Genomic DNA, 13,143 nt, shown 5'->3' on the forward strand with positions numbered 1-13,143 from the left:
TGAGCAGCTCGGCGGCCCAGTCGGTCAGCGTCAGCGTCTGTTCGCCGCGCTCGAGCAGCAGGCCGGGCTCGCGGCCACGTGCGGCCGTGCGGTGCTGGTTGCGGGCCAGCGCAGCGACTTCTTCGGGCGTGTCCTGCGGGCTGTCGCTGAGCAGGCAGTGCAGCAGGAAAGCGTCGAGGAAATGCGAGGTCTGCGCGCCAATGCCGGCCGGCTCGAAGGGGTCCAGGTCCATGCAGCGCACTTCGACGTATTCCACGCCGCGCTGGCGCAGCGCATGCAGCGGGCGTTCGCCGCTCTGGATCGTGCGCTTGGGGCGGATCGTGCCGTAGAACTCGTTTTCGATCTGCAGCAGCGAGGTCGAGAGCTGCTGGTAGCGGCCGTCGGCGCTCTTGACGCCCAGCGCTTCGTAAGCCGGGTAGGGCTGGGTCAGCGCGTCCTGCAGCGAGGCGCCGTAGCCGGCCAGGTGGTTGTAGCTGACGCGCAGGCTGGCCTGGGCATCGCTCTGGTAGCCCAGGCGGCCCATGCGCAGCGAGGTGGCGTAGGGCAGGTACAGCGTGTCGGTGCCCATCGCATCCAGGCCATGCTGCAGGCCGGCGCCGAAGTCGGTGCTGGTGGCGGGCGAGGCGCCGAACAGCCACAGCAGCAGGAAGGAATGGCGGCGGAAATTGCGGATCAGGCCGAAGTATTCGTCGTTCGACAGCCCTGGCAGCGACCAGTTGTAGTGGATGCCGGAGATCGTCTGCATGCGGCGGCCGTAGCGGTGGCTCAGGCCGTGGCGGTAGACGGTCTTGGCCTGGCCGACGTTCGAGCGGCCGTACTGGCCGATGGGAATCTGCGCATCCGGCGGCAGCCGGCCGGGCATGCTGGCCACCCACAGGCGCTCGTCGCCAATGGCGCGGTAGCTCAGCTGGTGCAGCGTGGCGAGCTCGTCCAGCGTCTGGCCCACGGTGGTGTTGGCACCGGTCACCAGTTCGACCTGCGACTCGCTGAAGTCGGTCGTGATGTGCGGGTGCGTGAGCGCCGCGCCCAAAGCGGCAGGGTGCGGCGTGGCGGCGAGCTGGCCATCGGCCTGGGTGCGCAGGCTCTCTTTTTCAATGCCGCGGCGCATGCCGGCCAGGCGGGCCGCGCTCAGCGCTTGCAGTTTCAGTTGCAGGGATTCAAAGCTCACCGATGCCTCCTCGGCAGATTTTCTAGTTCAAAGCCGACTTGGCGGTCATCCAGTCGGCTGCTGTCGCGTTGCACTGGGATGGCAGCTTGCCCGGAAAGTGCGTCATTGGACGCCAATTTCAAGGCCACCGCATGGCAGCCCGATTAGGCCTCGCCAGGCTGGGGTTGCCGCGAGCAGCCGTGCCAAGGCTGCTCGAAATGTGGAAAGCGATTTGCCTCGGTGCCCCGAGGAGGTTTTTCGCGGCACGGAGGGTCGGCCAGCAGACTGTTGCCCAAAAGCAATTGTCGGCCCCGAACTTGCTAGCTTTTTCGGTGTGTGCACGCTCGCTTGCCCTGCTTCAATGTCAGCATTGGACCGAGCTTCCGCCTGAACCGCCATGTGCCTGATCATCAAAAAGCCCCGGGGCCGGCAGATTACCGCCGACTTCCTTGAAAACGCCTGGCGTGGCAACCACGACGGCTGGGGCTTCTTCTACCTCGACGGCAGCGGCCACCTCGCCACCACCAAGGGCATGCAGCTCAACGAGTTGCTGGCGCTGAACCAGGGCCTGCCGCTGGACTGCGAGGTCTACCTGCACCTGCGCAAGGCCACCTACGGCCACGTCAACCATGAGATGGCCCACCCCTACCAGGTGCGCGAAGGCCTCATGTTGATGCACAACGGCAGCATCGAACACCTGGCCCCCACCGACACTCGCCGCAGCGACACCTCCGAGCTGGCCCGCATGCTGGCCTGCATGTTCGACGGCCTGACCGACGCGCAAGTGGCCAGCATGATGCGCAGCGAAGGATTCAACCGCCTGATCACCCCGGCCATCAAGGGCTCGATGGTGGTGCTGCTGGACCGCGAAGGCGCGGTGCGCCTGGGCCGCGACTGGCACGTGGTCCAGCCGCGCGAATGGAACGGCGTGATGCCCGGCATCGAAGTCTCCAACACTCACGCCTGGGCCCCGCTCTGGGACCTGCAGACGCCGGCCTGGCGTCGCGTGGCCCGCAAGGCCTGGCAATGGCTGACCGGCCGCAAGGTCAAGCTGGTGATGCAGCGCGGCTGAGCGCCCGCTGCCGTCAATCGGTCAGTCAGCCCGGCCGTCGCAGCTTGAACTTCTGCTCCGGCGCTATGCGGAAATAGTCTGCCGGGCCGCCGCCACGCAGGATGGGCTGGCCGGCCGCTGTGTCGTACACGCCGTTCACCAGCAGGCGCTGCGCGATGTGCACGCCCACCACCTCGCCCAGGATCAGCCAGGTCGGCACGAGTTCGCCCGCGGCGCTCTGCAGCTGGACGATTTGCGTCAGCTTGCACTCGAAGCTGACCGGGCTTTCGGCCACGCGCGGCGGCTTGACCAGGCGCGAGGCCAGCGGCGTCAAGCCCGCCAGGCCGAACTCGTCGACCTCGGGCGCGACCATGGCTGACGAGGCATTCATCGCCTCGGCCAGCGGCTCGGTCGCCAGGTTCCAGCAGAACTCGCCGGTTGCGCGGATGTTGCGCAGGCTGTCCTTCTCGCCCACGCTGGCAAAGCCGACGATGGGCGGCGTGTAGTTGAAGCCGTTGAAGAAACTGTAGGGCGCCAGGTTCAACGCACCGGCCGCGGAAATCGAGGAGATCCAGCCGATCGGCCGCGGGCCGACGATGGCGTTGAACGGGTCGTGCGGCAGGCCGTGGCCTTTGGCGGTCTCGTAGAAATGGAGGTCGTGCATGAGGTGCGCATCCAGGTGGGCAGTGTGTGCTCTGCGACACGGAGGGTGTAAGGAAATGAATGAATGTAAGCGCTCGGCTTCGGCGCACGGGGCAGCGCCTGAAATGCCGGGCTGCAGGCTGGGGTGGCGATGATTGACGCCGCGGAGTCTGCGCCCGGATCATCGCGCCGGGCCGCGCATGTGCCGGCCATGGCCCGGAGGGATCACATGAACACCAAGACGCTGTTTCGCGCCAGTCTGCTGACTGGCTTTGCCCTGCTGGGCCTGGCGACCGCACCCGCCTGCGCGGCGAAGACCGGGCAGGCCACCTTTTACGGCTACAGCGGCGGGGGCAACTGCATGCTGCCGGTGCCAGGCGACGTGTACACCGCTGCCATCAACGGGACCGATTACCAGGGCTCCAAGGCCTGTGGCGGCTACGTGCTGGTGAAGAACAGCGACACCGGGCAGACGGTGAAGGTGCGGATCGACGACCAGTGCCCCGGATGTCCCGCGGGCAATCTGGACCTCTCTGCCGAAGCCTTCAAGCAGATCGCCGATCCGGCGCAGGGCATCATCAACATCAGCTGGAAATACGTGCCGTACGACCAGCCCAGCATGCAGCTTTTCATTGCCGACGGTTCCAGCCAGTACTACACGGCGGTGCAGGTGCGGCACCATCGCTACCGCATCAACAAGCTGCAGTACCGCCTCAGCGCGCAAGGGGGCGCGTGGACCACGGTGGCGCGAACCGATTACAACTATTTCGTCAAGCAGGACGGCATGGGCCCCGGCCCGTACGACTTCCGGCTGACGGACGTGAACAAGCAGGTGGTGGTGGTGCCGAACGTGCCGCTGCAGACCGGCGTGGAGATCGAGACCGGCAAGCAGTTCCCGGTCTACGCGCCCTGATGATCATCCAGGGCATTTCGCTTCCCGTGTCGGCCTCATGAGAAAACGAAGGGTCGCCCCAGGTTTTCTCATCCTCCTCGGGGGGCCTGACGCGAAGCGGCAGGTCTGGGGGCGCTCTCAGCCCCGCTCGGCGAGTGCCTTGGCAATGCGCTGCCGGCCCACGGTGGGCCGCGGCACCTTGCCCTTGACCTCGTCGAACCAGGCGCGCACGTCTTCTTCCAGCATGTTGCCGTGCATGTAGTTGTAGATGGCCTTCTTCAGGCCGCGGCCGAGGGCGTCGTGGTCGGTGCCGGTGGGGTCCAGGAAGCCCACGTCGTTTCTCGCGAACTTGCCGTCCGGCAGCGGCAGCAGCGTGATGCCGTAGTCCGCCGGCTGCTGGCCCACGGGTGAATGCACGGTGCAGGCGAAGCGGTGGAAAAAGCCGCTGTGGATGCAGCCGTTCTCGAACAGCTGGCGCACGTATTCCAGCGCGTCCACCGTGTCCTGCAGCGTCTGCGTCGGAAAGCCATACATCAGGTAGGCGTGCACCAGGATGCCGGCATCGGCAAAGCCCTTGGTCACGCGCGCGACCTGCTCGACCGACACGCCTTTTTTCATCAGCTGCAACAGCCGGTCCGAGGCCACTTCCAGGCCGCCCGAGATCGCCACGCAGCCGCTGTCGGCCAACAGCTGGCAGAGGTCTGGCGTGAAGGTCTTCTCGAAGCGGATGTTGCCCCACCAGGAGATGCCCAGCTCGCGCTGGATCAACTCCTGCGCCAGCGTCTTCAAGGCCTTGGGCGGCGCGGCTTCGTCGACGAAGTGGAAGCCGGTCTGGCCCGTCTCGGCGACGATCTGCTGGATGCGGTCCGTCAGCACCGCGGCCGAGGCGCCCTCGTAGCGCGAGATGTAGTCCAGGCTCACATCGCAGAAGCTGCACTTCTTCCAGTAGCAGCCGTGGGCCACGGTGAGCTTGTTCCAGCGGCCGTCGCTCCACAGCCGGTTCATCGGGTTGAGCATGTCCAGCAGCGACAGGTACTGGCCCAGCGGCAGCCCGTCCCAGGTCGGCGTGCCGACCTCGGCGAAGGCCACGTCGGCCTCCATCATGTTGACGTAGCGGACCTCGCCAGACTCGGCATCGCGCACGAAGGTGCGCACCAGGCGCTGGCGCGAGCGCTGGCCTTTGACATGCTCGATCAAGGCCAACAGCGGGCGCTCGCCGGCGTCCAGCGTCACGAAGTCGACGAAGTCGAACAGCCGCGGCTCGCCCAGCTCGCGCAGCTCGGTGTTGACGAAGCCGCCGCCCAGCGCAATGGCCACGCCGGGGAACTCGCGCTTGATGGTCTGCGCAATGCGCAGCGCGGCATATACCGCGCCGGGGAAGGGCACCGAGAGCAGCACCAGCTGCGGCTGGTGGCGCGTCAGCGCTTCGCGCGTGAGCGCGGCAAGCGTGTCGTCCAGCAGGTTGGGCGGCTGGGCCAACGCTTCGGCCAGCGGGTCGAAATGCGGCTGGCTGGTGGCGAGCTGCTCGGCGTAGCGAACGAACTCGAAGCGTGGGTCCACCGCGTCGCGCAGCACGTCGGCCAGGTCGTTCAGGCACAGCGTGGCCAGGTGGCGGGCGCGGTCCTGCAGGCCCAGCGCGCCGAAGGCCCAGTGCAATGGGTCGCCGCTGCCGTCGTCGATGTAGTGTTCCAGGCTCGCGAAGCGTGCACCTTCGGGCAGCCAGAAGCGGGTGACGATGCGGTGCGCCAGCGTTGCGTCCGTCCCTTGCAGGAAGCGGATCAGCGATGCGATGCAGGCACGGTAGCGCCGGAACTCGTTGATGAAGTGCCGCACCTGCGCCGAGCGGCGCGCTTCGGGCAGCGCCTGGCAGGCGGCCAGCACCTGCTCCAGCCCGCTGGGCGAAAACAGCCGCAGCACCAGCGCCAGCGCGAAGTCTTCCTGCACGGCCTCAATCTGGCGCGAGCGCAGGAAGCCGGTTAGATAGGCGGTGGACGGGTAGGGCGTGTTGAGCTGCGTCATCGGCGGGATGAGGCTCAACACCTTGAACTCGGAAGCGGCGGACATGGGCGGGCACAGGGCAACGAGGGGGTGGCCCAGGCCACCAGGCCGCAGTTGCGGTTCGCCCGAATTGTGCCAGCCGGCTACCGGCCCGCTTGCTCGGCCTTGCCCTGGCGGGGAACTGCGCCCATCAGGAACATCTCCACCGCCCGGTGGACCTTGGCGCGCACCTCGGTCTCGGACACCGGTGGCGGCGGGTTCTGGAACACCCGATTGTTGATTTCGGCCGTCAGCAGCGCAAAGAACTGCTGGGCCATGACCTTGGGGTCGGTCCGGCGCAGTTCCTCGCGTGCCATGGCCGCGGAGACGAGCTTGGCAATGGCCTCGATGCTCTGCGCAGGGCCGGATTCGTGGAACAGCTGGCCCACCACCGAATGGCCGGATTCCGCGACGACCATGCGGTAGACGGCGATGGCCTTCTCGTCGTTGACCAGCACGTGCAGCATGCGTTCACCAAAGCGCGTGAGCTGCTCTTTCAGCGGGATGGACTTTTCATCGACCTGCGCCAGGTCATCCACCGCGTCTGCCAGGTTGGCGGTGGCCAGGGTCTCTACCACGGCCACGAACAGCGCTTCCTTGGACGGGAAGTACCCATACAAGGTGGCCTTGGAGCCGCCAAAACGGCGAGCCAGCTCATTCATCGAGGCCCGCTCGTAGCCCACCTCCTGGAACAGCTCCGCCGCCGCCAGAACGATGGCGCTGCGGCGCGCCTCCGTGCGTACCTTCATCCTTGCTCCTCAAAAGTGAACCGGATGGTACTTTTTTCTTGACGCGCCGGAAAAGCAAATCAATAATGAACCGTACGGAGCGGTTTTGATTTCGTCGGTGAATGGCTGGCAGCGCTGGCGAGCAGCCAACAGGTCGACTCCGCAGCTTCGTGGTCTTGTCTCCGTTGACCGCTCCCTCAATGCGACCTCACCCAGGAACCGCCATGTCACTTTCCAACCCTTGGTTTTCAGGCGCCGCGCTCGCGCTGTGCGTTGGGCTGACGGCCTGTGCCGGCACCCAACCGGTGCCATACGCCGGCATCGCCTCATCCGAACAGCTGCGCCGCAACACCCTCGATGAGACGGGGCGCATCCCGCTGGCCTATCAGTCCGGGGTGGCGCTCAAGCGCTACGGCAGCGTCAGCCTGGATCCGGTGGTCATCTATCGCGGCGCCGACAACCAGTTCGAAGACATCGCCGAATCCGACAGGCGCGAACTGGCGGCCTACATGCAACGCCAGTTTTCCGATCGGCTCGATGACTACGCCCGCCATGCATCCGGTGCGCCTGGCAAGGCCCTGCGCATCCAGCTGACGCTCACGGGCGCCAAGAGCAGTACCGCGGTGCTGAGCACGCTGTCGCGCTTCGATCTGGTAGGCGGCCCCTACAACGCGGTGCAGGCCGCGCGTGGCAAGGAGGGGGCGTTCACCGGCTCGGTGACCTATGCCGTCGAGGTCTTCGATGCCAACACCCAGGTGCTGCTCGCGGCCTATGTCTCCAAGCAATACCCCGGAGCCTGGGACCTCAAGGCGGGCATGGGGGCTTTGAACGCCGCCAAGACCGGCATCCGCAGCGGGGCAGACGAACTGGTGAGTTACCTCCAGGACAACTGATTCCTGCACCTCTTTCCTGGCATTGCCTCCTCATTTCAAGGACACCAGCATGAACTTCCTCTCCAAAGTCGCCCTGTTCGGCGGCACCGTACTCGCCCTTGCCGCTTGCGGCGGTGGCGATACCGCCGAATCCCTGAACATCGGCCCCGGCCAGGTGCGTTTCGTGAACGCCGTGCCGGGCAGCCCCAGCCTTGCGCTCTATCGCAAGGACGACATGGAAAACGAGGCCGGTGTGCAGGCCTATGAAGGTGCATCGAAGTACTACGACACCGTCAACGTGACCTCTGACTGGAGCGCGCGCGACGCCATCACGGGCACGCAGCTCGGCGTCACGTCCATGCGCGTCGAGAACGGCACGCTCTACACGCTGGTGGCCCTCCCGGGTTCCGGCAGCGCCTACAAGCTGCTGCAGATCTCCGACCCCTACAACAAGCCGCTGGATTCCGACCGGGCCCGCGTGCGCATCGTCAACGGCACCCCGGAAGTCGGCAGCTTCGACGTCTACATCACTGCAGCGGGCGCCGACATTGGCAGCGCCACGCCCGCCATGGCCGGCGTCGCCGGCCAGATGCCCAGCCCTGCCTCGGGCTCAGACTCCTTCATGATCGGCGACGGCACGTACCAGATCCGCCTCACCGGCGCAGGTTCGAAGTCCGTCTTCTTCTCCGGCACCTTCAAGCTGGGCAACGACGACGACGTGCTGTTGATCACCTTGCCAGGCGCCGCCAGCGGCGAGGTCAAGATCCTGGACATCCCGGCCGGCAAAACCCAGTCGAACACCGAGATTCCCAACGAGGCCTGACGCACCGCAACCGCATGAACCGCGAGGCCGCGCACCATGTCCCACCCTGCCGCCGCCACCCCGCGCGTGGTGCCGCCCGTGCTGCAAACTGCAGTCGTCATCCTGGCGCTCGCCGCGGCGCTGGCGCTGCTGCACTTCGGCCGGGCAATCCTGGTGCCGGTGACGCTGGCCGTCGTGCTCAGCTTCGCCGTGACACCCTGGGTGCGCACCCTGCGGCGTTGGCGCCTGGGGCCGCGATCGGCGGTATTCGCGGCCGTGGCTTCCGTGGTGCTGGTGGTGTCGTGGCTGCTGCTGCTGATGGGCACGCATGCCCTGCACATGGCCGAGCGCCTGCCTGCCTACCAGGCGACCCTGAGCGCCAACCTGGATGCCTTGCGTTCGGGCGCGCTGCTGCCGCAGCAGAAGACCTGGGACGCGGCTGACGCGCTGCTGGACGCGCAGCAGGCGGACAGCGGCACGGGCCAGCCTTTCCAGGCTTCTGCCGGGGGCCCTGCGGCACCTCCGACAAGCACGCCGCTTCGACGCCTGCAGCAGTTGCTGTCTTGGCTGTGGGGCCCGCTGGTCAGCGCGGCGGTGGTGGGCATCGTGATGGTCTTCGTGCTGCTTGAGCGGGAGTCGCTGCGGGACCGGTTCATCCGCCTGATCGGTCAGGCCGATCTGCGCGTCACCACGGCGGCCATCGACGATGCGACGGAGCGGCTGTCGCGCTACCTGGCCCGGCTGTTCGTCGTCAACCTGGGGGTCGGTGGGGCGGTGTGGGTGGCCTTGTCGCTCATCGGCCTGCCCGACGCCTTCCTCGCCGCCGCCTCTACCGTGGTGCTGCGCTTCGTGCCGTTCGCCGGCGTGCCTTTGGCGGCGCTGCTGGCCATGGGACTGGCGCTGGGCGCCTCCGCGGGTTGGCACCTGGTGCTGATGACCGGGGCAGCCTTTGCGGCCGTCCAGCTCATCACCTCGCAATTCATCGAGCCCCGGCTGTATGGCCGGGCCACTGGTCTTTCACCGCTGTCGATTGTCCTGGCCACGCTGTTCTGGGGCCTGCTCTGGGGACCTGTCGGCGTGCTCATCTCCACACCGCTGACGCTGTGCCTGGCCGTGGCCGGGCGCCATGCCAGCTCGCTGGGCTTCCTGGACATCCTGCTGGGCAACGGCCCTGCGCTGACGATGGCGCAGAAGTTCTACCAGCGGGCCCTGTCCGGCGACTCCGACGAGATCATCGGCGACGCAAAAGGCTTCATGAAGCGGCGCACGCTGGCCGTCTATTGCGACGCGGTGCTGATGCCCGCGATGCAGCTGGGCGGGCGTGACTTCGAAGCCGGTGCCATCAGCCTGCGCCAGCAGGCCAAGATTCGTTCGGCCGTGGTCGACGTGGTGGAGGCGCTGGACGGTGCGCGGCGCGAGCCTGGCCTGGCCGGCAGCCGACCCAGGCCGGAGGCAGAGGTGGAGGGCCTGAGTTCGGGCCTGCTGCTGCGTCACAAACGGCTGGCGCGCCAGCGCGCACGGACCCTGGGGGCCCCTGGACCCGCGTCGGCTGCGGCGCGCGTCGTCGTTTGCGTCGGCATGGGTCTGCCAGGTGACGAGCTGGCCACCGAGCTGTTGGTGCGCATCCTGCGCCACCTCGGCCTGGACGCCTACCACCTGACCGCGTCGGACCTGCACTCGCTGCAGACGGCGCAGCCGCCGGCTTCGGCCATCGGCACCGTCTGCATCGTCAGCATGGCAGCCCGTGGTGAGCATGCACCTGGTGATGCCTTGTGCGAACGCCTGGGCGCGGTCGCCCCGGAGGCCGCTCGATTTGCCTTGCTGCTGCCCGGGCCGGAGGCCGAGTCGCTGGGCAACGCGCTGCGCGAATCGGTCGACAGCATGGGCCACGCCTTCGAGCGCATTGCTGGCGAGGTTCTCGCCCACTCGGTGGGCGGCGTGGCGCCCCTCGCCGCGCCGCAGACCCACCTTCACATGTGAATCCGTGACGCAGGAGCAGACCTTGGACCGACTGTTGAACGAGATGACGCCGTGGGCGCCGCAGTCCTGGCCCTCGGGCCTGCCGCTGCTGGTCACGCTGCCCGGGCTGCGCGCCCAGGACGCCGCTCGAACCGGGGCGGCGCTGTACGCCGCCGGGTTTCGCGTGATGGCAGTGCCATGGGCGGGTCTGGCCACGCTGGCCACGCTGCAGCAATTGGTCCGTGCCTTGCCAGCCGATTGCGTGGTCGGCGCCACCGGTGTCAATGATGCGTCGCAGGTGCGGGACATCGCTCGCGTGGGCGGGCGCGTGGTGGGGGTGCAGGCCTTCGAGCCCGAGTTGCTGCTGCTCGGGCTGCGCTTGCGCCTTTTCGTGGTGCCGCAGGTCTATTCATTGCGAGAAGCTTTGCAGGCGATCCAGTCGGGTGCGCAGGCTGTTCGGCTGCACCTCGCGGATGACATCACCCGCCGAGCGCTGATGGACTTCGAACCCTTCTTGCCCGAGGGCGTCGAGATCTGGCCCGCGGGCAACTGCCCCTTGGATGTGCTCCCGCTGCGGTTTGCGCTCGACCACCATGTCTACCGGCCCGATCAGCCCGACGCTGCGAGCCAGAGGCTGGCGGCGTTTGGCTTGGCCAACTGGACGCGCGCTCGGTCCGTGATGGAGGCGGCGATGCCGAGAAATTCCTCGAAGGCCCGGCCTGGCGAAGCTTCGGGTGCTGGCCTGGAAGATTGAACGACGACGTAGCCCGCACGCACCATCACCAGCCGAAGCCGGGCACTGCCAGGCAGTGGACCGGCTGGCCGGCGGCGCAGCAGGACACAAGCGGAAACACGGATTGCCGGCCTGCGCCTACAAGGCTGCGCGGCAGCAGCTCACACGCCAGCGGGTGGCGTCAACGGTCTACTTCCAGCACTGCGAACACCGCGCCTGCGCTGTTCAACCGTGATCACAACGAGAGGCTGTCCCATGACCATTCGCTCCAAACTCGCCCTGCTGGGCTGCACCCTGTTTGCCGTGTCTGCCCTGTCCGCCTGCGGCGGCGGTGACACCGCCGATTCGCTGAACCTGGGCTCGGCCCAGGCCCGTTTCATCAACGCTGCGCCTGGCAGCCCGAGCCTCACCCTCTATCGCAAGGGCAACTACGAGACCAGTGCTGGCGTTCAGGCCTATGAAGGTACCTCCAAGTATTACGACACCCCCAGCGTGACCTCCGACTGGGCGATCCACGACTCGACTGTCGGCACCGTGCTGGCGACGACCTCGCTGAACACCGAAAACGCCACCAACTACACACTGGTCGCGCTGCCCGACGGCACCGGCTACAAGCTGATGACGATCTCGGACCCGTATGACAAGCCGGTGGACTCCAACCGTGCCCGCGTGCGCATCCTGAACGGCTCGCCGCTGACGGGTACCTACGACGTCTACATCACGCCGCCCGGCACCGACCTCGCCACCGTTTCGCCGAACATGGCTTCGGTGGCCAGCCAGGCCGCGGTGCCAGCCTCAGGCGCCAACTCGGTGTTCATCGGCAGCGGCACTTACCAGGTCCGCCTGACGCCCGCCGGCTCGAAGACGGCGTTCTACAGCGCCAGCATGACCGTGGGCGATGACGACGACGAACTGCTGATCAGCCTGCCCAGCGACGACGGCCTGAACGTGCAGCTGCTCGACGTGCGCCATGGCAGCACGCAGGACAACCTGCTCATCGCTAACACGCTGTAAGCCAGCACCGGCTGGTGCAGGCCTGTGCCTTCAGCGCCAGGCCTGCGCCAGCAGTTCGTAGGAACGCAGCCGCGCACCGTGCGCATGCAAGGCCCCGGCGACGATGAACTCGTCGGCCCGGGTCTCCTTCTGCAAGGCCAGCAGCTTCTCGCGCACCGTCTCTGCGCTGCCCACCGCACTGGCCGCCAGCATGCGCTGCACGCTGTGCTTCTCGTGCGGCTGCCACATGGCTTCCATCTCGGCTGGATCGATGGGCGGCGGCAGCGGGCCGCGTTGGCCGCGCTGCATGCCCAGGAAGCGCTGCTGGATCGAGGTGAACAACCGCGCCGCTTCGGCATCCGTGTCGGCCGCGATCACGTTGACGCCCACCATCGCATGTGGCTTTGGCCATTCGGCCGAGGGCTTGTAGCTGTCGCGGTAGATGTCCAGCGCCTGCAGCAGCATGTCTGGCGCGAAATGCGAGGCAAACGCGAACGGCCGGCCCAGCCAGGCGGCGAGCTGCGCGCTGAACAGGCTGGAGCCCAGCAGCCACACCGGCACCTGCGTGCCCATGCCGGGAATGGCGCGCACCGCCTGGCCCGGCTTGGCGTCGTCCAGGTAGGCCATCAGCTCCTGCACCTCGCGCGGGAAATCGTCTTCGCTGGTGGCCATCGGCCCGCGCCGCAGTGCGCGGGCCGTCGGGCCATCGGTCCCCGGCGCACGGCCCAGCCCGAGGTCAATGCGACCCGGATACAGCGTGGCCAGCGTGCCGAACTGCTCGGCAATCACCAGCGGCGCATGGTTGGGCAGCATCACGCCGCCGGAGCCCACGCGGATGCGCGTGGTGCCACCGGCCACGTGGCCGATCAGCACCGCAGTGGCCGAGCAGGCCACGCCGTCCATGTTGTGGTGTTCGGCCAGCCAGTAGCGCTTGTAGCCCCAGGCTTCGGCATGCTGGGCCAAGTCCAGGCTGTGCTGCAGCGCTTCGCGGGCGCTGCTGCCTTCGGCAATGGGGGCGAGGTCGAGTACGGACAGAGGAATCATGGCGCCCATCTTGGCCCTGTCGGCCTGCCCTTGGCTGGCGGACGGTTTTTGCGGCCATTGCACGGCGCAAGGCCGCGCAGGCTTCAAAATCCCGTCCCATGTCCTCCTTGTCTCTCTTCCTGGCCCGCGTGGCGCTGGCCATCCGGCGTGTGGTGCTGGCGCTGGCCGGCCTGGTGTTTGTGGCGGTGCTGCTGCTCGTGGGCCTCACGCTGGGCCTGGTCCTGCTGCTGTGGGCATTGCTGC

General features: G+C 67.3%; 12 protein-coding genes. 7 read left to right on the plus strand and 5 right to left on the minus strand.

Annotated elements, in window-relative coordinates:
- Nucleotides 1–1,108, minus strand: a 1,108-nt coding sequence (gene gshA / locus FKP22_RS08150) for a glutamate--cysteine ligase (protein WP_141286858.1), incomplete at its 3' end; no start/stop codon positions are given.
- A gap of 436 nt (nucleotides 1,109–1,544) precedes the next feature.
- Here gshA and FKP22_RS08155 point away from each other — a divergent pair.
- Entirely contained in the window at nucleotides 1,545–2,219 is a 675-nt protein-coding gene (locus tag FKP22_RS08155) for a class II glutamine amidotransferase domain-containing protein (RefSeq protein WP_141286847.1), read from the plus strand.
- 25 nt (nucleotides 2,220–2,244) lie between these two features.
- Here FKP22_RS08155 and FKP22_RS08160 read toward each other — a convergent pair whose 3' ends face one another.
- Entirely contained in the window at nucleotides 2,245–2,862 is a 618-nt protein-coding gene (locus FKP22_RS08160; RefSeq protein ID WP_141286848.1) for a flavin reductase family protein, read from the minus strand.
- 207 nt (nucleotides 2,863–3,069) lie between these two features.
- On the opposite strand from FKP22_RS08160, the gene FKP22_RS08165 reads away from it, so the two are divergent.
- Entirely contained in the window at nucleotides 3,070–3,753 is a 684-nt protein-coding gene (locus FKP22_RS08165) for an expansin EXLX1 family cellulose-binding protein (protein WP_170200807.1), read from the plus strand.
- 117 nt (nucleotides 3,754–3,870) lie between these two features.
- On the opposite strand, the gene FKP22_RS08170 is transcribed toward FKP22_RS08165, so the two are convergent.
- Together FKP22_RS08170 and FKP22_RS08175 are read right to left on the minus strand one after the other, a co-directional pair.
- On the minus strand, nucleotides 3,871–5,796 hold the full coding sequence (locus tag FKP22_RS08170) for a B12-binding domain-containing radical SAM protein (RefSeq protein ID WP_141286850.1): 1,926 nt from the start codon (nucleotides 5,794–5,796) through the stop codon (nucleotides 3,871–3,873).
- 77 nt (nucleotides 5,797–5,873) lie between these two features.
- On the minus strand, nucleotides 5,874–6,518 hold the full coding sequence (locus FKP22_RS08175; RefSeq protein ID WP_141286851.1) for a TetR/AcrR family transcriptional regulator: 645 nt from the start codon (nucleotides 6,516–6,518) through the stop codon (nucleotides 5,874–5,876).
- A gap of 203 nt (nucleotides 6,519–6,721) precedes the next feature.
- Between FKP22_RS08175 and FKP22_RS08180 the strand changes: the two genes are divergently transcribed.
- From FKP22_RS08180 to FKP22_RS08200, 5 genes are all read left to right on the plus strand, one after another.
- Entirely contained in the window at nucleotides 6,722–7,390 is a 669-nt protein-coding gene (locus FKP22_RS08180) for a DUF3313 domain-containing protein (protein ID WP_141286852.1), read from the plus strand.
- Nucleotides 7,391–7,439: 49 nt separating this feature from the next.
- Nucleotides 7,440–8,192 carry a DUF4397 domain-containing protein gene (locus FKP22_RS08185; RefSeq protein WP_141286853.1) on the plus strand — a complete coding sequence of 251 codons (753 nt, stop codon included), beginning with the start codon at nucleotides 7,440–7,442 and terminating at the stop codon, nucleotides 8,190–8,192.
- Nucleotides 8,193–8,228: 36 nt separating this feature from the next.
- On the plus strand, nucleotides 8,229–10,151 hold the full coding sequence (locus tag FKP22_RS08190) for an AI-2E family transporter (RefSeq protein WP_141286854.1): 1,923 nt from the start codon (nucleotides 8,229–8,231) through the stop codon (nucleotides 10,149–10,151).
- Between the two features lie 22 nt (nucleotides 10,152–10,173).
- Nucleotides 10,174–10,884 carry a beta/alpha barrel domain-containing protein gene (locus tag FKP22_RS08195; RefSeq protein WP_141286855.1) on the plus strand — a complete coding sequence of 237 codons (711 nt, stop codon included), beginning with the start codon at nucleotides 10,174–10,176 and terminating at the stop codon, nucleotides 10,882–10,884.
- Between the two features lie 234 nt (nucleotides 10,885–11,118).
- Nucleotides 11,119–11,877: a DUF4397 domain-containing protein gene (locus FKP22_RS08200; RefSeq protein ID WP_141286856.1), complete on the plus strand. Its 759-nt coding sequence runs from the start codon at nucleotides 11,119–11,121 to the stop codon at nucleotides 11,875–11,877.
- Between the two features lie 30 nt (nucleotides 11,878–11,907).
- Here FKP22_RS08200 and FKP22_RS08205 read toward each other — a convergent pair whose 3' ends face one another.
- Nucleotides 11,908–12,900, minus strand: a complete 993-nt coding sequence (locus tag FKP22_RS08205) for an LLM class flavin-dependent oxidoreductase (protein WP_141286857.1) — start codon at nucleotides 12,898–12,900, stop codon at nucleotides 11,908–11,910.
- Between the last annotated feature and the right edge of the window lie 243 nt (nucleotides 12,901–13,143).

It is taken from the genome of Ideonella azotifigens (assembly GCF_006519715.1).
GTDB lineage: Bacteria > Pseudomonadota > Gammaproteobacteria > Burkholderiales > Burkholderiaceae_C > Ideonella > Ideonella azotifigens.